The sequence below is a fragment of the Acidobacteriota bacterium genome (assembly GCA_016716905.1).
Lineage (GTDB): Bacteria > Acidobacteriota > Vicinamibacteria > Vicinamibacterales > SCN-69-37 > SYFT01.
The window spans coordinates 940,196-961,136 of record JADJUS010000004.1; the positions used below are offsets into that span (position 1 = coordinate 940,196).

A 20,941-nucleotide genomic window follows, 5' to 3' on the forward strand; every position below is an offset into this window, starting at 1 on the left:
CACCAGCCAGTCTCACTTTCGCCCGATTTTTGGGTAGAATCACGGGATGTCTACCTCTTCCTTTTCCCGACTGATCTGTCTCACTGTCCTGACGCCGCTTGTGGTCGTCGGTTGCGGTGGTGCTCCCGCTGAAGGGCCGCCTGGCGCAGGCGCGGGCGGACGCGGCGGCGGTCCGGGCGTGCCCGTGGAGATGGTGACGCTTGCGCCGGTGCCGGTCGAGGATGCGAGCGAGTTTGTCGGCACGGTGAAGTCGCGTCGGTCCACGGTGGTGCAGTCGCAAGTGGAAGGGTTCCTCACGCGCATCGCGGTGACGTCTGGCGCACGGGTGACGCCCGGCACCGTCTTGTTTGAGATCGACTCGACCAGCCAGCAGGCGGCGGTGGCCGCGCTCGAGTCCACCAAGGCCGCGCGCGAAGCGGACGCGGCGTTTGCGCGCCAGCAGGCCGCGCGTGCGAAAGCGCTGTTTGACGTCGGCGCAGGCAGCCAGCAGGAGATGGAACAGGCCGCGACGAGTGTGAAAACCACCGAGGCGCAGTTGCAGGCCATCAACGAACAGATTCGGCAGCAGCGCAACGAACTGGCGTACTACCGCGTCACTGCATCCACCTCGGGCATTGTGGGCGACGTGCCGGTGCGCATGGGGGATCGGGTTACGCGCTCCACGCCCCTGACGACGATCGAAGACAACTCGGGCATGGAGATCTATGTGAATGTGCCCGTGCAGGACGCCATACGGCTGCGTCCCGGACTGGCCATGAGGGTGCTGGGTCCCCAACGCGAAGTGCTGGCCACCGAGCAGATTAATTTCGTGGCAAGCGCGGTGGACCCGACACAGACCATCCTCGCGAAGGCCGCACTGCGATCGCCGGCCCGCTTCCGCGCCGACCAGTTTGTGTCGGTGGCCGTGGTGTGGTCTGAAGCGCCGACGCTCGTGGTGCCGCTTGCAGCGGTGACCCGTGTGGGCGGCCAGTTCTTCGTGTTTGTGGCTGAGGCCGCCGACGGGGGGGGGCGCGTGGCGCGGATGCGGCCCGTCAAACTCGGTGCTGTGGTGGGCAACAACTATGTGGTGCTTGAAGGGTTGAAGGCGGGTGAGCAGCTCATCGCGTCGGGGATCCAGAAGATTGCCGACGGCGCTCCCGTGTCGGCTGCGCCACCCGCAGCCGCCGGCGCCGGGCGCCAGGGCGGGGAGGCGAAGTAGTGTTCAGCGCCCTCTTCATCAAGCGGCCGATCCTCGCCACGGTCTGCTCGCTCATCATCATGCTGGCCGGCGCGGTGGCGATTCCCTCGCTGCCCATCGCCCGGTACCCTGAACTGACGCCGCCGGCCGTGTCGGTGTCGGCGTTTTACACCGGTGCCAACGCGCAGGCTGTTGAAAGCGCCGTCACGACGCCGCTCGAACAGGTGATCAACGGTGTGGAGGGCATGCTCTACATGACCTCGTCGAGCACCAACACCGGGTTCGCGTCGATCAACGTGGTGTTCGAGATTGGCCGCGACGCGGACCTGGCGGCGGTGGACGTGCAGAACCGCGTGAACCAGGCGCTGGGCCGCATGCCGGCCGACGTGCGCACGAATGGCATCGCGGTCACGAAGAACACCACGGGGTTCCTCGGCGCCTACGGCTTCTTTGCGCGCGACAACCGGTATGACTCGCTGTTTATCAGCAACTACCTCGACCGATTCGTTCGTGACGCGCTCAAACGCGTGCCGGGTGTGGGCAACGTCATCATCTTTGGTGAACGCAAATTCGCGATGCGCCTGTGGCTGGATCCCAACGCGCTGGCCGGCCGGGGCCTGACGTCGGGCGACGTCGTGAATGCGCTCCGCGAACAAAACGTCCAGGTGGCGGCCGGCTCGGTCGGCGACGCGCCGGCCGCGCCCGATCAGATGTTCCAGATCAGCGTGCGTGTGCAGGGCCGCCTCGTGGAAGTCTCCGAGTTCGAGAACGTCGTCGTCCGCGCCGGCGAGGGCGGCGCCCTGGTGCGCGTCCGCGATGTTGGCCGCGTCGAACTGGGCGCCGAGAGCTACAGTTCGGTGCTGCGTTTCGCGGGGTTCGAGGCGTCGGGCCTCGGCATCCAGCTGCTGCCGTCGGCCAATGCCCTCGAGACATTCCAGGGCGTGCAGGAGACCATGGCGCGCCTTGAGAAGAACTTCCCGCCTGGCCTGGAGGCCCGGCTGGCGTTCGACAACGTGGGCGTGGTGCGTGAGTCGATTGTCGAGGTGCTGAAGACGCTCGCAGAAGCCATAGTGCTGGTCGTGCTCGTGTTGTTCCTGTTCCTGCAGAACTGGCGCAGCACTCTGATTCCTGCCCTGACCATTCCGGTGTCGCTCATCGGTACCTTCGCGTTTGTGAAGCTGTTCGGATTTTCGATCAACACCTTGACGCTCTTTGGCATCGTGCTCGCCACCGGCACCGTGGTGGACGACGCGATCGTGGTGATCGAGAACATCGAGCGGCACATGCGCGAGTACGGCAAGTCCGCGTATCGCGCGTCGGTCGATGCCATGCGCGAGGTCTTCTCTGCCGTCATTGTCATCGGTATCGTGCTGGTTGCGGTCTTTGTGCCGGTGGCATTTTTTCCGGGCACGACCGGCCGCATGTATCAGCAGTTCTCTCTGACCATCGCGTTTGCCGTCGTGTTGTCGGTGTTCAATGCGGTGACACTCACGCCGGCACTGTCGGCACTCCTGCTCGACAAGGAGCAACACACCCACGGGCGGTTCTTCACGTTCGTCAATCGGGTGATTGACGCCGGCACGCGGTTCTACGTCCGGTCGGTCCGATTCACGTTGAACTGGCGGCTGGTCTTCATCCTGCTGTTCGGCCTGTCGATGTACGGCACGTGGTGGGTCTACAAGGCCGTGCCCGGCGCGTTTGTGCCTGCCGAGGATGAAGGCTACTTCATCACGATCGTGCAGGCGCCCGCCGGTTCGTCGCTGGAGTACACGACGGAGATTATGAAGAAGGCGGAGGCGATTTACGCCGCCACGCCTGAAATTCTGGCCGTGTTCTCTGTGGCGGGTTTCAGCTTTAGCGGATCGGCGCCGAACCAGGGCTTGATGTTTGCGCGTCTTGCGCCGTTTGAGGAGCGCACGCGGGCGGATCAGTCGCTCCAGGCTGTGCTGGGACGGCTGGGGGGCCAACTCTTCGCCATTCCTGGCGGCAATGTGTTCCCCGTCGCGCCACCTTCCATTCAGGGACTGTCGGCGTTTGGGGGATTCCAGTACGAACTGCTCGATCGCCCCGGCGGCGACATTACTGAACTGGCCGCACTGACGCAGCAGGTGATCGCGCGCGGATATCAGTCGGGCAAGGTCACAGGACTGTTCTCGAGTTTCACGGCCGACGACCCGCAGTTCATTGTGAATGTGGACCGTGACAAGGCCCGTGCGCTGGGCCTGCCCATGCGCGAGGTGACCGAGGCGCTGCAGGTGCTGCTGGGGTCGAGCTACGTCAACGATTTCGATTTCAACAATCGCGCGTATCGCGTGTATGTGCAGGCCGACCAGGCGTTTCGCGCAAAACCCGACGACCTGAAGCGGTACTACGCCCGCGCGTCAAACGGCCGGATGGTTTCCCTTGACTCGGTCGTGACCATGCGCGAGACCACCGCGCCCGCCGTCATCAGCCACTTCAACTTGTTCCGCTCCACCGAAATCAGCGGCGCGACACTTCCCGGCGTCTCGTCCGGAGAGGGCCTGGCCACGATGGAAGCCATTTCCCGCGAGGTGCTGCCTGCCGGGTATGACTTCGCCTGGGCGGGGCAGTCGCTCGAGGAAATCAAAGCCGGGTCACAGGCGGTGTATATCTTCGCGTTGAGTCTGCTGCTGGTGTATCTGGTGCTGGCGGCTCAGTACGAAAGCTGGGTGCTGCCGTTCATCATCCTGCTGGCCGTTCCACTCGCGGTGTTCGGGGCCTTGTGGGCGCAGATGCTCAGGGGGTTTGCCAACGACGTGTTCTGTCAGGTGGGCCTTGTGATGCTCATTGGCCTGGCGGCGAAAAACTCAATCCTCATCGTGGAGTTCGCCGAGCAGTTGCGTGACAAGGGCATGTCGATTGCGGACGCTGCGGTTGAAGCCGCGCGCATCCGCCTGCGGCCCATTCTGATGACGTCGCTGACGTTCATTCTGGGTGTGATGCCGCTGATGCTGGCGACCGGCGCCGGCGCCGGCGCAAGAAACTCCGTGGGCACGACGGTGGTCGGCGGCATGGTGGCCTCGACGTTCCTGTCGGTGCTGTTCATCCCGCTGCTGTACGTGCTCATCCGGACGATGGCGCCCGGACGACGAGCGCCCGAAGACGGTGACGAAGTGGAAGGAGGGGCTCGTGTTGAGGCGTAACCTCGTGGCAGCGGCGGTCATCCTGGCGGTGTGTGTGTCGGTCGTCCCCGCGGCGGCTCAGGATCCGGTGTTGCCCAAAGTGGAGTTCGACGAGGCGATCGCGCAGGCGCTGTCGAAGAATCCGTCGGTCGCCACGGCGGCCACGGGCATCGTCCGAGCCGAGGCACTGCTCCAGCAAGCGCGCACGGTGTACCGCCCGACGGTGGGTGCCGGCGTGACCAATACCACGCTCGACCGCGAACGGGGCTTCAGCGGGCAGGTCTCCCAGCCGCAGAACCAGATGACGTTTTCCCTCAACGCCACGATGAACGTGCTGGCGCCCGCCCGGTGGGCGGCAGCGAACCAGGCGCGCGATCAGATCGAAGTGGCGCGGATGGCAACCGATGAGGTGCGCCAGCAAGTGGCGGTTGCCGCAGCGCAGACGTTTCTGGCGGTCATCGCCCAGCGCCGGTTCCTGGACGTCACCATCCGGTCGCTCGAAAGCGCGCGGGCGCATCTGAAGTACGCGCAGAATCGACTGGAGGCCGGGGCCGGCTCACGGCTCAATGAGCTGCGCGCCAACCAGAGCGTCTCGAGCGACGAGGTGCGCGTGGAGAGCGCGCGGCTGGCCCTGCGCCGCGCACAGGAAGCGCTGGGCGTGATCCTCGCGGCCGAGGGGCCCGTGGACGCCGGCGCCGAGCCGCCGCTGGACGTGACGGCTGCAGTGCGCGAGGCCGGCCTCGATCAGAACCCTGCTGCGACGGCATGGATGGCGCTGCGCCCCGACGTGAAACGCCAGACGCTGCAGATTGACGCCGCGCAGCGCGTGGTGAGCGACAGCCGTAAGGACTGGTACCCCACCGGCGTCCTTTCGCTCGATCCGCAGTACCTGACTCCGGCCGGGTTGTTCCAGCCCGCTCGCAGCTGGCGGCTGACGGTGTCATTTGCGCAGCCGATCTTCGATGGTGGGGAGCGTCGTGCCACACGGGCGCTGCGGCAGGTGTCGGTGGATGCGCTCGCGCTTGGGCTGACATCGACCCAGATTGCCGCGCGTGCCGAGGTACGAGTGGCCCAGGCAGCCGTCGACAGCGCCCAGCGCGCGCTGATTGCCGCCAGGCGCGCGGCCGAACAGGCGAACGAAGTGCTGCGAATCACGACGGCCGTCTTCGAAGTGGGCGCCACCACCAACATCGAGGTGATCGACGCACAGAGGTCCGCGCTCGACGCCGAGACGGTGGCGACCCAGACCGAGGACACCTGGCGTCAGGCGCGCCTCGAACTGCTCGTGGCGCTCGGCCGTTTCCCACGCTGAAACAAACTGCGATCACGCCGGATCACAGGAGGCGCTGAGGTTTTGAGAATCATTGGGCTTGGGCCCTTTGCCTGGTTTTCTCTGAGTCTCTGCGTCTCCTTGTGATCCGACGTGTGCGACACTGGGCGGCGTCATGAAAACCGCCACTGTCTTCGTCCTCCTTCTGGCCGCGTCGGGCCAGCAAGCCCCCAACGTTGGTCGGCCCGCGGCCGCTCCTGGCAGCGCGGAGGGCGCCAAGGTGGAACAACGGGCGCAGGGCGACGGCCCGGCGCCTGAACTCGTGGCCAGTTTTGATGGCCTCGGTGTCGGTTTCGAGGGGCCGCACGGCACATCAACCGGCCGGAATCCTTCCGACAACAGCCTGGCCGTTGGTCCGGATCACATCGTGCAAATCGTGAATTCCAAGTTCGCCATCTTCTCGAAGAAGGGCGCGAAGTTCGAGACCACCGGCCGGATCCTGTACGGTGCCGTCAACACCAACACGCTGTTTGCCGGATTCGGTGGAACGTGTGACGCCCGCAACAACGGGGACGCGGTCGTGCGATACGACCAGCTCGCCAATCGGTGGCTGTTCGTGATGCCGATCTTCCGCCGCGCGGCCGAGCGCCCCGATCAGCCCACCGTGCCGAAGCCGGGCGGGCCGGCGCTGGTGAGTGTGCCCGGTGTGGCGGGTCAGCCGGGTCCGGCCGCGAAACTGATCACACCACCGCCTGCAGTCGCGGCGCCACCAGCGCCTGCCCAGGCGCCGCCCGCTGGGGCCGCTCGTGGCGCGGGCGCGCCCGCCACGCCGCAACCGACCGGCCCGTACTCCATCTGCTACGCGATTAGCACCACCGATGATCCGACGGGCGAGTACTACCGGTACGAGTTCCTTCGCCCGCTGTTTCCCGACTATCCCCGGCCTGCGGTGTGGTCCGACGGTTACTACGTGCCGACCAGCACCGGCGATGACGTGATCGAGAAACACGCGTGCGTGGTGGAGCGGGCGAAGATGCTCAAGGGCGAGCCGGCCTCGGAACAGTGCCTGATCATCGGTGACGTCAACTTCCTGAACAACGCGGACCTGGACGGCCCGCGCCTGCCGCCCGCGGGCTCACCCAACATGATGCTGGCCACCGGCGGGTCGCAACTCAAGACCGACGTGGATGACGACGGGGTGTATGTGTGGAACTTCACGGTGAATTGGGATGACCCGTCGAAGACGACGTTGTCACCGGTCCAGAAGATTCCCGTGGCGCCGTACACCTATTTGTGCGGGGGACAGCTCACAAGCTGTGTGCCGCAGCCCGGCAGCGAGCGGCGGCTCGACGCTCAGGGCGACAAGCTGATGGCGCGCGTGGTGTATCGGCGCGTCACGCAGGGCAGGACGTCGTATGAGTCGGTGGTCGCGGTTCACTCGGTGGACACGGAAGCGGCTGGTGGCGGTGTCCGCTGGTATGAGTTCCGCGTAAATCCCGATCGATCGCTGCGCCTGCACCAGCAGGGAACGTATGCGCCCGATGGGAACTATCGCTGGATGGGGAGCCCGGCGATCGACAAGGTGGGCAACATTGGAATTGGGTATTCCTTCGGTGGTCCCACGGTGTTCACAGGGCAGCGATTTGCGGCGCGGCGGGCCACCGATCCGCGGGGCCAGTTGACACTGCGGGAAGTGACGCTGGTGGAAGGCCAGGCCGCGCAGACCAACACCCTGCGCTGGGAAGATTATTCGCAGACGGCGGTGGACCCGTCAGACGACTGCACCATCTGGTACGTGGGCGACTACTACAAGGCGGGCGCCACGAACTATTCCACGCGCATCGGCGGCTTCAAACTGCCGGGGTGCCAGTAAGGTCAGGCGGACTTGCTAAATTATTAGCATGGTGCTAGCTTCTTAGCCTTCAGGCCTAAGAAGACAATGACTCGACCCCAATCGCACTCGCTGTCGCGGCGCGAACGCCAAATCATGGACGTCCTGCACCGGTTGCAGAATGCCACTGCGGCCACGGTGCGCGAGGAACTGCCGGCGCCCCCGAGTTATTCGGCCGTGCGGGCCCTCCTGCGCATTCTCGAGGACAAGGGCCACGTGCGGCACGTCGTGGACGGCCCTCGATACGTGTATGAGCCGGTGGCCGCGCGCGAGGTGGAGCGTGAGTCGGCAGTCCGCCATCTTGTTCGGACATTTTTTGACGGGTCCACTGAAGATGCCGTCGTGGCGTTGCTGGATTCGGCCGACCAGAAACTCAGCCGCAAGCAGTTGGATGAACTGACAAAGCGCATCGCTGCGGCGCGCAAGGAGGGGCGATGATGTTGCTCGATCTCGCGCTGAAGGCGACGATGCTGCTCGCGCTCGGGTCGGCGCTGGCCTGGATGATGCGCCACACATCGGCCGCCTCGAGGCATGCCGTGTGGACCACGATTTTTGTCGCACTGCTGTTGTTGCCATGGGCGCGAATGGTTGTGCCCGAGTGGTCGATCGCGTTCCTGCCCAGCGGATTCATGCAGGCCGATGACGTAACGTCGACGGTACCTCTCATCAACGCGGATGCCGGCGCCGGCATCGTCCAGCCTGCCGTTCGATCGACGTGGGCGACCTGGCTGCCTGGTTGGAGCCTGGTGGCCATCCTCGTGGCAGTGTGGGCCGCCGGCATTGTTGTCCGGTTGACGTGGATCGCTGCAGGCCTGGTGGGCACACTTCGCCTGGACGACCGGGCGAAGCCGATCGACGACCCGCGCCTGCGCGAGAGCGCCGAGCGGGCGGCCCGCAGCCTTGGAGTGGCGCGGCCCATCCGCCTGCTCTCGGTGTCCAACGATTCCATGCCGGTCACCTGGGGCCTGCGGTCGCCTCGAGTCCTCTTGCCGGCCGTGGCGAAGACCTGGACAGACGATCAGTTGGCCGCAGTGCTGACCCACGAGTTATCGCATGTCGTGCGCAAGGACACGGTGTCGCATTTGCTGGCGCGGCTGGCGACGGCGTTGTGGTGGTGGCATCCCATGGTCTGGATTGCCGCGAGGCAGGCACGGTTCGAGCGCGAGCGTGCGTGTGACGATTTGGTGTTGGCGATGGGGACGCGCGCGTCGGACTACGCGGCGGACCTGGTGACGTTTGTCGCGTCTTTGCGGCCGCCTGTGGCGGCATCCGCGACAATGGCAATGGCTCGGCGTTCACAGTTGGAGGGACGAGTGATGGCAATTCTCGAGAGCGGCGTGAATCGGCGTGGCGTGTCGCAGGCAGGAATACTGGCGGCAATGTTGGTGATGGTACTGGTGTGGCCGCTGGCCGCGGCGCGGCCAGCCGCGACGGCGCAGGAGCCGCAGCAACCCATTCGCGTGGGCGGCAACGTCAAGGTGCCCATGAAGACCAAGGACGTTCGTCCCGAGTATCCGGCGTCGGCGGTGGCCGAAGGCCGACGCGGCGTGGTCATTATCGAGGCCCTTGTGGGGGCCGACGGGACGGTCATCCAAACCAAGGTGGTTCGGGGTATCGGCGACGACCTTGATGCAGCGGCTGTGGAGGCTGTGCGCCAGTGGGAGTACGAGCCCACCACGCTCAATGGCATCGCCGTGCCAGTGCTCATGACCGTGACGGTGAATTTTGCGTTGGCCGACGCGTCGGCACCACCGCCGCCCCCTCCGCCACCCCCGCCTGCCAAGGCGCCGGTCGGTAAGGTTGCCCCGCCGCCACCGCCGCCCCCGCCACCGGCACCCGCATGGGCGCCCGGAGATCCACCCGTGCGAATTGGTGGCACGGTGCTGCCGCCGAAGAAGGTCAAGCATGTGGATCCGGTGTATCCGCAGGACGCGCAGGACGCCAAGGTCTCGGGCATCGTGATTATCGAGGCCCGGATCGACCAGGATGGCCGGGTGACTGACGCCCGGGTGATTCGGAACGTGGCACTGCTCTCCGATGCCGCACGTGACGCCGTGATGCAGTGGGAATTCACGCCGACGTACCTGGAAGGCAAGCCGGTGCCCGTCATCATGACGGTGACGGTGAACTTCACGTACAAATGAGGAAAGAGCCGCGGCGTTGAAGTGCACGCCGCGCTACGAAATGCGCGTCACGCTCCTCCGTAGCGCCGCCTGGGTGTCGGTGTCCTCGTAGAGCGGCCTGGCGTCCTCGTAGGGCGGCGTGTTGTCCTCGTAGGGCGGCCTGGGTCTCAAGGCCGCCGAACTTAGCGGCGCTTGATCTGCACGCGGCGGAACATCACCGGGTCGTTGTGGCCGGCGAAGCCGAAAAATCCTGAGGTGCGCGTGACGCCGGGATGGGCGCGGCCCGCCATGTAGGTGGCTGGGTCCACCTTCGAGAGGTCTGTGTTGAGGATGACGGTGCCGTTGAGTTCGACGCGAATGGTCGAGCCTTCGACCGACACGTCCTGCACATTCCAGTCGCCGATCGGGCGCTGGTAGCCGCGCGCGGCCGCCACCATGCCGTAGGCAGACCCATGCGCCTGCCGAGGATCGATCGGCCCGCGCACCTTTTCGTAGTTGTCGTCGAGCACCTGCAACTCGGTCATCCCGACGTACGCGGTGTCGCCTTCACCGGGATACCGGATGGCCAGCCCGTTGTTGCCGCCGGCCGGCAGCTTGAACTCCAGGCGTGCCTGGAAGTCGGTGAGCGCCTGATTCCAGTAGATGGTGCCGCCCTTATCTGGCTTGCACACGATTGCGCCGTCCCTGATGTCGTAGTTTTCGAGCGGGCCGGCCCAGCCATCAAACGTGCGTCCGTTGAAGATGTCAGTGAAGCCATCGCCGCCCTTGGCCCGCAGGATGTCGTTGGCTTCCGTCGTGGCGATTTCTCGGATGAAGACGTTCCGCCACCGGATTTCGCCGCCATGCGTCTGCAACTGGATGGGGCCACGGGCCGGCACCGGCGTCGCGCGGTCGTAGTAGTTCTCCATGATGGCGTGGTCCACGACGTGAGCGCCGTTCAGCCACACGCTGACGCGCGAGCCGACCATGACGATGCGCAGGGCGTTCCATTGGCCGAACGGTTTGTCGGCCAAGACGAGCGGGTCTTTGCCTGGCGCACCGGCGCGGTTATTCCACAGGCCGCCTGAGCCCTTGTTCGCACCCAGATTAAACTTGGCCTCTTCGGTGTAATCCCAAATCTGCACCTGGGGCACGCCACGCAGATAGATACCGGAGTCGGCTTTCGGTACGGTCTTGAAGTCCACGAGCAGTTCGAAGTCACCGTAGTCCTGCTCGGTGGTCGCGTAGGCGCCCTGGCCGTCGTTCACGAGTTCTTCACCCTGTGCGGTCCAGTGCGCCCGCATCGTGGTGTTCCACTTGGCGATCTGCGCGGCCCGCTCGGTCTCACTCATGGCGAGCAACTTGCGATGGTCGAAGGTGTCGCCGCCCCTCCACCCGGTCAGGTCCTTGCCGTTGTAGAGCGCCACGAACCCAGGGGGCGGCTGTGAAGAGGAGGGACGCGCCTGACCGCCAACGACCGCCGTGATGATCATGACAAGTGACACCAATGCCGCAGCACGGCGAAAGAGAGAGAAACCCATGATGAAGGGATGATACCCCTACGACGGACACCCCTCACGACGGATTACCCCTCACGACGGATTACAGGAGACACAGAGACACAGAGACTTCTTTTCAACAAGCAATCCCCAATCAGCAATCAGCGATCCGGAACATCCCGATCCTCAACCCTCAATCCTCAACCCTCAATGGGGGACTTGATTGATGGGCTTGTGCAGCTGGCGAGCTGTCCGCAGCCCGCAGCGATGTCGATGCCGCGCCGCTGGCGGATGGTACTCGGGAGGTCGTACTCCGCGAGGACAGCCTGGAAGGCTTTCGCGGCGCGGTGGTGCGTCGGCAAGCCGTCGTAGCCGTCTGTCGGATTCAGCGGGATCAAGTTGACATGTGCCCGCTGCGAAGAGAGCAGCCGGCCCAGGGCATGCGCGGCGTCGGGACCATCGTTCGTGCCCGCGATCAGGGTCCACTCGTAAAAGATGTGCCGATCCATTGTGTCGCAGTAGTACCGGCAGGCGTCCATGAGCGCGTCGAGCGGCCAGGCCTTTGCCACCGGGATCATCGCTGCCCGTTCGTCCTGCGTCGCCGCATGAAGCGAGACCGCCAGGCTCACCGGTTCGCGATCGTCGGCGAGGCGGAGGATGCCGGGAACGACGCCTACTGTGCTCAACGTCATGCGCGACGGACTGAGCGCCAGCCCCGCTGTGTCACACAGGATGTGCGTGGCGGCGATGGTGGCGTCGTAGTTGTGCAGCGGCTCGCCCATGCCCATCAACACGACGTTGCGCAGTCGTTCGCCGGTGCCGGCGAGCACTCGTGAGACATGCATGGCCTGGCCGACGATTTCGGCCGTCGTGAGGTGGCGCTCGAATCCCATCTGGCCGGTGGCACAAAAAGCGCAGCCCATCGCGCAGCCGGCCTGCGTACTGATACACGCCGTGGCGCGACCGGCGTACCGCATCAACACGGTTTCCACCTGCCGCCCATCGCCCAGCCGCAGCAGGTACTTGCGCGTGAATCCGTCGCTGGACGCGGTGTCGCGTGCCACAGGGAGCCACGTGGTGGTGGTGTGCGCCGCGAGTGTTGCCGCCAGCCCCGCAGGAAGGCGGTCGATGGCCGAGAAGTCATCACGGCCGTGCGCGTGCAGGTGTCGCCACACCCGTTGGCCGTGCATGGGCTTGAAGCCCCACTGCGCCACCGCATCCATCAGGGCCGCGCGGGACACCCCCAGCAACTCGGTCACGTCAGCCGATCACGTTCTGATGCCGCGCAGCCGCACTTCGTCGGCCACCAGCAGTTCCAGCGGGGTCTGGTTCTCGACGTTGATCGTCGCGACGGCAATTCTGACGCGGCCCTGTGTCGTGTCGATCTCCTCGAGGATGCGGGTGAACAGGCGGTCTTTGATCGCCCGCCGCTGCTTGCAGTCCACGATGTAACGCAGCGTCAATTCGATCCAGCGCTCGTTGGCTTGCATCAGCACGACCGGCTTCACCGGAGTTTTTTCGATCAGCAGCTTCCGCACCGCGTCGTGCCACACGCCTTCGGCATCCCGGGCGTACTCCCCGACGACCTCTTCCGCCACACGGTCCATCAGTTCACGCGCCAGACGGTAGTCGGTGCCGTGTTTGATCGGCACCACAATCTCGTCCCAGAGAAACGGAAACTCGGAGGAGTAGTTGTACACCGGCGCCTTGAACACGAAACTGTTGGCCACGCGGACGATGCGGCCGTTGTACTGGTCGCCGCCGACCCAATCGCCGCATTCCATCATTGTGGTGCGCAGAATTCCGACGTCGATCACGTCGCCCGTCACACCGCCCAACTGGATCCGATCGCCGGGCTTGAAGTGGCCGCCAAACGACACCGCGAGCCAACCGGCCACGCTGACAATGACTTCCTGGAGCGCGAACGCGATGCCGGCCCCGGCCACGCCAAATGCCACGGTGAACCCGCCCAGACGGTCGCTGAAGACCATGCCCACGAAAAACAGGGCGATCGCATAGGACGCAATGTCCATGCCCTTGTTCGCGCGGTACCGCACCGCGGGATCCTGGATCCGCCGGGTCAGGGCGCGCTGCGCCAGGCTGACCGCCGCGCGAATCGCGACCAGGCCGATGGCCAGGAGCACCAATTGACCGACGGTGGGGTCAAACAGCAGGCGGGAGAGGGCCTCATCCATCGCCTGAAGAATAGTCGAAAAGTGCCCTGATCACGCCGCACGATTTCTTCCGCGCCAGCGCACCCACGTGACGGCGCGCCGGGCGAACCACCACGCCATGCGCGTGGGGTGACCGATCCACAGGTACCAGAGAAACGACGGCGTGCTGCGTGCTCCGTAGTAGAACCGCACCCACCATTCGCCAGGCGCGAGAAGCTCACGTAGCACCGCACCGGCGGGCCGGTCTGATCGCACAATCTCGGCGAGCGGCCGGAAGGCTGTCCCCGCTCCAGCGATGCCAGGACGAGGCATCGGAACCTCTGCGAGCACCTCGGGTGGCAGCGGCGTGACCAGGTGCAGCAACGACAGCGCATTGATGACAAACGGGTCGCGCTGCCGAAGTGCAGGCCAGTCGATCTCGGCGTGGAACCGCGTGGCGTACGCCACGATGTCGGTCACCCAGATCAACCGAAAGAGTGACGCCCGTTCCGCGGCATGCCTCGTGAGGTGATGCAACATCTCCTCATGGCCAAAGGCGTACGCCGTTCGTCCGCCGATCGTGAAGGCCTGCCTTCGGGCGTAACTCTGCTCGTTGAGCGTGAGCGATCCCGGGGTGTCTGCTGACAGCGCATCGCGGTGGATCTCGACCTGGATAAATACGCCGTCCTGCACAAGCAGCGCGGGCGGCAGATGATGGTGGCCCACGAAGCGCCGATCGGGCGGCCGTGGGTCAGCCGCGAACCCCAGGCTGGCGAGCACCCCCTGGGCGTGTTCCGCCTGCCTGGGCTCAACAAGGAGGTCGATGTCACTCAGGGGACGGAGTGCTGTTGATGGATACAGGAGGTGAGCCAGCGCGGCGCCTTTGAGGGCGAGGACGCGGATGGATGCGGCCTCGAAGGCGTCGAGAACCCTGACAAGGGCGGCGAATCGCACCGCGTTGGCGGTGCGATGCCGCGTCGCGAGGCCGAAGAGCTGCTGCTGGACATCGACCGGCAGCGACGCTCCGGCGCGGGTGAGGTGTGCGTGCGCGAGCGGCGCCAATCCGTGTGCTTCGGCGGCGGCAGGGAAGGCCGGCCATTGCACATCTGTCACCAGCTGACGAATTTGGTCCAACCGTGCGTCCTCCGGGAGACGGGCGCACGCACGAAGAAGATCAGTCAGCACCAGGGGATTATCCTTGACTCCACACGACTCGGCTCCTACCATACTGCCCATGACTAGCCAGAGCCGCCGCGACCTGCTGAAGAAGACACTTGCCATTGGCACTGCCGCATACGTGGCGCCGAAGCTCGTCGGTCAGGTGACGACGGTGCATGCGCAGACGCTCTCGGGCAACATCTGCACACAGCTCGATAGCTGTGAGTCCTTCAGCTGCGGACAAGGCTCATGTGCGTGTGTGACGGTTGTCAACGGCCCCTCGGTGTGCGTCTCGCCAAGTTGTGGTGCCGCCTGCGCGACGACGTCCGATTGCCCGTCCGGGTGGGTGTGCTTTACGCGGGGTTGTTGCGGAGACGGTACTTTCTGTGTGCCGCTGTGCTTCGGCGCCCCTTCCGTTGCGCCTCAGGATCGCTGGAAACACTAACCGGCTACCGCGCGAGCCCCTCGACGATCGCCAACGACTCCGGCCAGCCCCCGTGCTGGAATCGGTAGCACTCTGTCTGTGACGCCAGTCTGGCTGCCGCAGCCAGTCCGACGCGGGACGCCTGCTTCAGGTTCAGCGATTGTTCCAGCACTGCCACGGCTGCATCAGCCGGCGTCAATCGGGTCAACGACGGTGTCTGGTCCGGCCTCAGCTCCAGCAGCAGCAGCCACCGCACCGGCTCCGGGGCGCGCGCCCACTCGGGCGGATGGAAAAAGCCCGGCGGCGCATCGCCTCCTGAGGACACCGGCTTTCCGGTGAATGACTCCACCAATCGCAGGCTTGGGTCACTGACGTGAAACGCGCGACGCAGTGACTGCACGTCGAGCGTAACCGGATCAATGAGCGCGACATCGTCTGCAAATGGCAGGAACCCCCGCTGCATCAGGGCGAGAGTCAACGTGGATTTTCCGCTTCCGGAATTGCCGACCAGTGCCACCGCGCCACCGCCCCCCGGGACTGCCAGGGTGGCCCCGTGCAGGTGGAACAGGTGATGGTGGCGCTCGAGGGCGCCGGTCATCACATGCCACTCGAGCATCCCGAGCGCCCCGATCAGATCGCGGTCGGAATGGACCGGCCCCTGATCGGTGTGAACGAACCAGACGTCTTCTCGCCGGACCAGTTCATAGCGAGGCCAATCGCCCGTGGCTGCCGGCGAGGGACCGAATCCCCGCAAGAGTTGCTGAAGCGTGGTTCTGGCCTCAGGGACACGGCTCCCCACCAGCACCCGGCGTCCGAGCACGTCGTACTCGTCGAATCCTTCCACCGGCTGACTAATTGGCCGGACGTGGCTCGATCAGCCCCGTCTGCAGAAATGAATCCAGCATGGTCCGCACGTCAACGTCGGGTCGTGGAGCGGACGGAAAGACCCCAGCGATTTCGTCGATGATCGCCTCGACGTCGTGTTCGCCGTCACAGTATTCCCAGACAAGGGCCGCGGTCGGGTTGAGCGTCAGTACCTGTTGGCGGCAGCCGTTGTACAGCACGAGGCTTCCATCCGCGAGCATCTCGTCGTGGACGCAGTTGCGTTGCAGGGGTCTGGCGCCCGTCGGCAACGTTGCCTGGGCCGACGCGTCCGAGTCCATTTCTTTCACAGCCGAAGTGGCCGACGACAGCGACAAAAGGTCCGGCTGTCCGATGAGCTTCAGGATCGCCATGCCGCCTACGGCCACGGCGCTCGCGAGCCGCCCATCCTCGTCAACCAATACAGCCGATGGCGTCCCGGTCACCCCGTATTGGGTTCCCACTGCGAACTCATGATCCAGGACCACAGGAGCGCTGAAACCCTGGGTTGCATTGACCGCGCTGTCGCCCTTGGAGATGACCAGCAACTGTGGGCGTTCGCTGGCCGATCGCGCTTCCCAGAATCGAACTTGACCCAGCAGCTGCTCGCAGAACCCGCACCCGGGGTCCCAGAAGAGCAGTACGGTAGACCGGCCGCGAAACTGCGCGAGCGTCAGTACTCGTCCATCGAGGTCAGGCAACGAGAAGTCAGGCGCGGGTGCACCCAGTTCGAATCCACCGACACCTCCGGAGGCGGCGACGTCCGCCATCATCTTGCGCACGGCGCTGTCGCCCGGCATCGGCAGGTTGCCCATCGTGCCGTCGGCGCGCACCAGGACGGCACCTGGCGTGAACGGCACGCCAAACGCTTTCGCGACTTCGCGGTCCGTCTGCAGGAGGACACGATCGATGGCGTGACCGGCCATCTTGGCGCGATTCGCCTCCGGCGTGTCGCGGCTGATGACCGCGAGGGTCGCGCTTTCCGCGTGCTCGCGCTGCCATTGGGCAATATCGGGCAGCAGCGCCATGCAGGAGCCGCAGTGCGGGTCGGTGAAGATCAGGAGGACAGATTTCCCGGGCGCTCGTAACATCGACAGGCTCACGACATTGCCGTCGAGGTCCGGCAGCGAGAACTCCGGCGCCGCCTGGCCCACCGGCAGCCCAAACGACGTCCAGTCTCCAACCAGCGGAGCGTCCCGCTTCGCCTGCGCCCGCCTGATCGCCTGAATCGCGTACGCCGTGACGCCGATCAACACGCCCGCCACCACCACTCGCCACGCTGAGGTGAGCGACAGAAACCAGTCACCCGCGCCTGCGCCTGCGCCTGGCCAGCCGCGCACGATGACAAACCCGGCGGCAAATAACAGGACGGCGTTGCGTGCCAGCACCTGCCAGCCAACCGGCTCTGAGTGCAACTGGCCGAAACAATGGCAGTCGGGCCTGCGGCCGCGAAGAAGGCTGACCCCCACCGCCCCGATGAACAATGCCAGTAGCGCTGCGGCACCAATCGCGCCGTAAAGGGCGGTCGCCTGCGGCAGCAACGCCAGCGCGGTCAGCAGTTCTGCGAGGGGCAGTGCGGTCGCGAGCGCTGGAATCAGCCACTCAGGCACACCGAAGTCCTGCAACGATCGGCGCGAACCCGCAGGATCAAGGAGTTTAGTGACGCCGGCGAGAGCAAAAACACCGGCAAGGACCAACCGCAGGACGGGTAACACGAACGCGATCTTAGCACCGGCGTGCTGACGTCAGCGCGTACCAGCCAGTGCCTGCGAGGCCGATGGCCCCTCCCAGGAGGAATGTCACGTCGGGCCCGACTGCCGACCACAACACACCCGCCACCAGAGGCGCGGGGCAGAACGCGAACGACCGGAGGCCCCAGTACAGCCCGACGGCTCTTGCGCGAACGGGCGCAGGAAACCCCGTCGAGATCAGCGCCTTGCGCGCCGGTTCGCCCAGTTCACGCAGTCCGTTGATGACAAAGGCGACCACAAGTCCGGCCGTGATGGGCAAGTCGAAGTACGCGCACGCTTTCGGCAACAGCACGAGGGCGATCGGGAAGATCGAGAAGAGAAAAAATGTCGTTCCGATGAATGGTCGAGGCGACGCTGAGCGATCCACCCACTTCGCCATCGGGACATAGGTTGCCAGCGCCGTGACGCCCATCAACGCGAGCAGCCAGCCGGCAGTGGCGGCCGCGGCCGGGTCCGTCCAGCCCCACTAACGCGTGAGCAGGGACACCACGTAGAGCACGGCAAAGTCACGCGCGAACCAGTCGCCCCACCGAATGAAAATTTCGGCCGTCAGCAAGTGCTTTAAATCCGGCGGCATCGTCTGCAGGATGGTCTTGAGCGGCACATCTTCGGGCGCGGCCTTCGGCCGCAGGTGGGAGGTGAGGGCCAGTTGCAGGACCACGGCGAGTCCCACCAGGCCAATTGCGATCGTGAGGTTGAGCCAATAGCCGGCCAGGCCAAACGCCACGCCGGCGATGGCCGGTCCGACAATCTTTGGAACGCGCTTCTGGATGCTCTGCAGCGCAAACGCAATTGTTCGCCGCTCCTTGCGCACGTGACTGCCGATGACGTCGAACGTGGCCGGTACCGAGAGCGGTTCCCAGTTCGTCATCAGCAGCGCGCCGGCCACAATCGGCCAGGGCCCCGACCCCAACAGCATCAGCAGGAAGCCTGCGGCCATCGGGAGCGCCGACACGGCCAGCGCGATACGCGGACCCAGGCGGTGCGCGATTGTGCCGCCGGCGATGTAGCCAAATCCTTCCAGCAGGTTCTTGGCGAAGCCGATGATGCCGATGAACGTGGCCGCGCTGAAGGCCGATCCGGCCAGGGCCGCCTGATCGCGCAGGTGCAGTGACAGGAACGAGGACCAGATCTCCTCACTCAGGCCGAGGCAGCCAATGACGACGAGTATGGCTGCAGAGGCGCGGTTGAAGCCGAACCAGTCTGCCGCGCGATCCGCCAGGCGAGCCATTCATCGAACAGCCTACGTCCTTACGACCCGAACGTGCGGCTGTATTTGAGGATGAACGCACGTGACAACGATCGCGGGACGTCCTGGCCGACAAAATCAGGCCGTTCTGCCGTGTCCACACCTTCGTTGTAGACGAACCACAGGTCAGTGCCCTCACGAACGTTGTACCGGAACCGCAGGTTCAAGTCGAGCCGTTCGGTTGTGGAGTTGTATTGGAGCAGCGATGTGCCCGACAGGCGCACGTTGAGCGCGGTGCCGATGCGCAGACCGGCCAGATGGATGTCCACCTGTTGGTTGCGCACTGGAAATCGAAGCGCGGTGAATTGATACGTGCCGCCCACTTCCAGGTGCTTCGAGGCGTTCCAGGTGGGCGTGAGAATCACTTGAGTTCGACGGCCGTCGAAGTACGTCCCGGCCCGAAAGTCCACATTCGTGCGCACTCTCTTCCCGCCGGGCATCGTCCAGGCCAACTGGAGATCAGCAAAGTCGTAGTTGCCCACTGGGATGTCGACTTTTCCACCGATGCGGAATGGCGCCTTCACATCCTCACGGAACCACTTCGGTTCCACCCAGCCACCACCGCCGGCCTTGGTATCCCACTGCACCCAGAAGGCGTACGTGCCTGACTCCAGCACGCCGTCGCTGTTGCGGAAGGTCGAGAAGGCGAGTGCGCCGGGATAGATGCGCCTGAAGAACCGGTGCTTGTCGGTGAAGATGTAGTAGTTGCCGATCGCATTCATGCTGGTCACGTCCCGCCGGGGCAGGAAGCCGAGGTCTGGCTGGAAGTCTCTGCCCACCCGCGAATATTGCAGCGTGTATCCGAGGCCGCGCCCTGTGCGCCGTTCCCACTGCGAGTGGAACAGGCTGCGTGTGGTGGCCGATGTGTCATCCGGCATCTGGTCGTCGAAGGTGGACGCCCACTTCAGCGTCAGGTAGTTGTCGCCGTGCACGCGCAGCGACGAGTCGGCCCCCACAGCGAGGTTGTGTGCGCCGCCACCGGCCACCGATGTGACGAAGAGCCCGGCATTGGAGAACGGGTTGAGCACCGCGCGCCTGAGGCGCAGCACCCCGAAGTGTTCACGAGGCGCGTCGCTGTGCGTGTCGGTGACCACCGACAACGCGCCCACATCCCATGCGCCCGCCCGACCAACCAACCGCGCGCCCGCCAGGATAGGCACGGGTGTCTGATCAGCCGCCAGGCCGATCCGCCGTGAGTGGAACAGCCGCGTGCCTCCGGCACCGACAAATTCGAAGAGCCCAGAGTTTTCCTGGAAGAATCGGCGCCGCTCGGGATAGAAGAGTGGGAACCGGTCGAGCGCCACCTGCTGATCGTCGGCCTCCACCTGGGCGAAGTCCGTATTCACCGTCACGTCCAGATTGAGTTTCCCGGTGATCGGCACCTTGACGTCCAAGCCCACCTCCGTCGGGGTCTGCCGGTCTTCCTGCCCGCGACGCTCAGAGCCTGCCAGGGCGAAGGGCGTGACATACACCGGCCGCCGGCTCCTGATGCCCGACACCGACACGTCCTGTGCGAGTGACGGGCGACGGAAGCTGAACGCCGGATCGATGTCGGGGAAGGTCACGCGTTCACCAAGCCGCGAGATCAGCCGCGTGACCGTCAGCCCCATGACCGCCTCGCCCATATCAGAGGCTTGCCCTGAACCTGCCGAATGGGACAGGAATCCGAGTGTGGAGAAGGGAATCCGCACCTCCACGAACCACCCGTCGGGCGTCACCGATGCGCGCGCGTCCCAGAAGCCGTCCCAGTTGCTGTTGCTCGAATTGCCATCCTCAGACACCAGCACATCGAATCGCATCCCGGCCGGTGTGATACCAAACCACTTGGCGTTTTCGTTGTCGTTGAAGGCATCGACATAGATGGCCAACGTGTCGTCGTTGGCGAACCGATCGCGATACAGCGAGTTGATGCGGATGCCCGAGGGGTCGGTGTCGTAGAACCACCCCCCGAAATACATATGCTCATCGTCGTACGCCACACGCAGTTCGGTCTTCTGCGTGGGGGTGCCCCTGAACACCGGCAGGTGCATGGTCACCGGCAGCACCGGGACGCCTTTCCACCCCTCATCATCCATCTGGCCGTCGAGCACGATAGGAGCGACCAGTCGCGGCAGCGGCATCACATCGCGGATGGTTGCAGGCTGTGCGATAGCGGTCACAGGAAGGAGCAAGAGTGCGACCGCGACAGGGATGGAGAAGCGCATGGCTGTCATCGTGTGTGAGTCCGGTATCGGCACGCATGTGCCGAAGGTCACGAATTGGT

General features: G+C 65.1%; 16 protein-coding genes. 7 read left to right on the forward strand and 9 right to left on the reverse strand.

Annotated elements, in window-relative coordinates; all coding sequences use genetic code 11:
* Positions 1 to 46 precede the first annotated feature (46 nt).
* From IPL75_08105 to IPL75_08130, 6 genes are all read left to right on the forward strand, one after another.
* The gene (locus IPL75_08105; GenBank protein ID MBK9240222.1) at positions 47 to 1,198 is read left to right on the forward strand and encodes an efflux RND transporter periplasmic adaptor subunit; all 1,152 of its coding nucleotides are present in this window, start codon (positions 47 to 49) and stop codon (positions 1,196 to 1,198) included.
* The gene (locus IPL75_08110) at positions 1,198 to 4,341 is read left to right on the forward strand and encodes a multidrug efflux RND transporter permease subunit (GenBank protein ID MBK9240223.1); all 3,144 of its coding nucleotides are present in this window, start codon (positions 1,198 to 1,200) and stop codon (positions 4,339 to 4,341) included. Before IPL75_08105 ends, IPL75_08110 begins: the two co-directional genes overlap by 1 nt.
* Positions 4,328 to 5,632 carry a TolC family protein gene (locus tag IPL75_08115; protein MBK9240224.1) on the forward strand — a complete coding sequence of 435 codons (1,305 nt, stop codon included), beginning with the start codon at positions 4,328 to 4,330 and terminating at the stop codon, positions 5,630 to 5,632. The genes IPL75_08110 and IPL75_08115 overlap by 14 nt, the downstream gene beginning before the upstream one ends.
* A gap of 133 nt (positions 5,633 to 5,765) precedes the next feature.
* Positions 5,766 to 7,463, forward strand: a complete 1,698-nt coding sequence (locus IPL75_08120; protein ID MBK9240225.1) for a hypothetical protein — start codon at positions 5,766 to 5,768, stop codon at positions 7,461 to 7,463.
* Positions 7,464 to 7,529: 66 nt separating this feature from the next.
* Positions 7,530 to 7,919, forward strand: a complete 390-nt coding sequence (locus IPL75_08125; protein ID MBK9240226.1) for a BlaI/MecI/CopY family transcriptional regulator — start codon at positions 7,530 to 7,532, stop codon at positions 7,917 to 7,919.
* Positions 7,916 to 9,625: a M56 family metallopeptidase gene (locus IPL75_08130; GenBank protein ID MBK9240227.1), complete on the forward strand. Its 1,710-nt coding sequence runs from the start codon at positions 7,916 to 7,918 to the stop codon at positions 9,623 to 9,625. The genes IPL75_08125 and IPL75_08130 overlap by 4 nt, the downstream gene beginning before the upstream one ends.
* Positions 9,626 to 9,786: 161 nt before the next feature.
* Here the strand turns inward: IPL75_08130 and IPL75_08135 are convergent, their stop codons facing one another.
* The 4 genes from IPL75_08135 to IPL75_08150 form a co-directional block, all read right to left on the reverse strand.
* The gene (locus IPL75_08135) at positions 9,787 to 11,124 is read right to left on the reverse strand and encodes a DUF1080 domain-containing protein (protein MBK9240228.1); all 1,338 of its coding nucleotides are present in this window, start codon (positions 11,122 to 11,124) and stop codon (positions 9,787 to 9,789) included.
* A 158-nt stretch (positions 11,125 to 11,282) separates the two neighbouring features.
* Positions 11,283 to 12,305 (reverse strand): 23S rRNA (adenine(2503)-C(2))-methyltransferase RlmN, encoded by a 1,023-nt coding sequence (rlmN, locus tag IPL75_08140; protein ID MBK9240229.1) that lies wholly within the window; start codon positions 12,303 to 12,305, stop codon positions 11,283 to 11,285.
* 45 nt (positions 12,306 to 12,350) lie between these two features.
* Positions 12,351 to 13,277, reverse strand: a complete 927-nt coding sequence (locus IPL75_08145) for a mechanosensitive ion channel (protein MBK9240230.1) — start codon at positions 13,275 to 13,277, stop codon at positions 12,351 to 12,353.
* Between the two features lie 30 nt (positions 13,278 to 13,307).
* Entirely contained in the window at positions 13,308 to 14,420 is a 1,113-nt protein-coding gene (locus IPL75_08150; protein MBK9240231.1) for a nucleotidyltransferase family protein, read from the reverse strand.
* 49 nt (positions 14,421 to 14,469) lie between these two features.
* On the opposite strand from IPL75_08150, the gene IPL75_08155 reads away from it, so the two are divergent.
* Positions 14,470 to 14,838 (forward strand): hypothetical protein, encoded by a 369-nt coding sequence (locus IPL75_08155; protein MBK9240232.1) that lies wholly within the window; start codon positions 14,470 to 14,472, stop codon positions 14,836 to 14,838.
* A 4-nt stretch (positions 14,839 to 14,842) separates the two neighbouring features.
* Here the strand turns inward: IPL75_08155 and IPL75_08160 are convergent, their stop codons facing one another.
* The 5 genes from IPL75_08160 to IPL75_08180 are packed head-to-tail and all read right to left on the reverse strand — an operon-like array spanning position 14,843 to position 20,882.
* Positions 14,843 to 15,661 (reverse strand): hypothetical protein, encoded by an 819-nt coding sequence (locus IPL75_08160; protein ID MBK9240233.1) that lies wholly within the window; start codon positions 15,659 to 15,661, stop codon positions 14,843 to 14,845.
* Positions 15,662 to 15,668: 7 nt separating this feature from the next.
* Complete coding sequence (locus IPL75_08165; protein ID MBK9240234.1) at positions 15,669 to 17,393, reverse strand: redoxin domain-containing protein; 1,725 nt, start codon at positions 17,391 to 17,393, stop codon at positions 15,669 to 15,671.
* 10 nt (positions 17,394 to 17,403) lie between these two features.
* The gene (locus tag IPL75_08170) at positions 17,404 to 17,841 is read right to left on the reverse strand and encodes a hypothetical protein (GenBank protein MBK9240235.1); all 438 of its coding nucleotides are present in this window, start codon (positions 17,839 to 17,841) and stop codon (positions 17,404 to 17,406) included.
* Between the two features lie 54 nt (positions 17,842 to 17,895).
* Positions 17,896 to 18,660: an MFS transporter gene (locus tag IPL75_08175; protein ID MBK9240236.1), complete on the reverse strand. Its 765-nt coding sequence runs from the start codon at positions 18,658 to 18,660 to the stop codon at positions 17,896 to 17,898.
* A 20-nt stretch (positions 18,661 to 18,680) separates the two neighbouring features.
* Positions 18,681 to 20,882, reverse strand: coding sequence for a carbohydrate binding family 9 domain-containing protein (locus IPL75_08180; protein MBK9240237.1), 2,202 nt, complete (start codon positions 20,880 to 20,882; stop codon positions 18,681 to 18,683).
* Positions 20,883 to 20,941: the final 59 nt, after the last annotated feature.

Excerpts from the sequence above, each read along its gene's own strand:
- IPL75_08105 (MBK9240222.1), top strand. The coding sequence starts at position 47 with ATGTCTACCTCTTCCTTTTCCCGACTGATCTGTCTCACTGTCCTGACG.
- IPL75_08120 (MBK9240225.1), top strand. The coding sequence starts at position 5,766 with ATGAAAACCGCCACTGTCTTCGTCCTCCTTCTGGCCGCGTCGGGCCAG.
- IPL75_08125 (MBK9240226.1), top strand. The coding sequence starts at position 7,530 with ATGACTCGACCCCAATCGCACTCGCTGTCGCGGCGCGAACGCCAAATC.
- IPL75_08130 (MBK9240227.1), top strand. The coding sequence starts at position 7,916 with ATGATGTTGCTCGATCTCGCGCTGAAGGCGACGATGCTGCTCGCGCTC.
- IPL75_08135 (MBK9240228.1), bottom strand. The coding sequence starts at position 11,124 with ATGGGTTTCTCTCTCTTTCGCCGTGCTGCGGCATTGGTGTCACTTGTC.
- rlmN (MBK9240229.1), bottom strand. The coding sequence starts at position 12,305 with ATGGATGCGGTGGCGCAGTGGGGCTTCAAGCCCATGCACGGCCAACGG.
- IPL75_08145 (MBK9240230.1), bottom strand. The coding sequence starts at position 13,277 with ATGGATGAGGCCCTCTCCCGCCTGCTGTTTGACCCCACCGTCGGTCAA.
- IPL75_08155 (MBK9240232.1), top strand. The coding sequence starts at position 14,470 with ATGACTAGCCAGAGCCGCCGCGACCTGCTGAAGAAGACACTTGCCATT.
- IPL75_08170 (MBK9240235.1), bottom strand. The coding sequence starts at position 17,841 with ATGGGCGTCACGGCGCTGGCAACCTATGTCCCGATGGCGAAGTGGGTG.
- IPL75_08175 (MBK9240236.1), bottom strand. The coding sequence starts at position 18,660 with ATGGCTCGCCTGGCGGATCGCGCGGCAGACTGGTTCGGCTTCAACCGC.
- IPL75_08180 (MBK9240237.1), bottom strand. The coding sequence starts at position 20,882 with ATGCGCTTCTCCATCCCTGTCGCGGTCGCACTCTTGCTCCTTCCTGTG.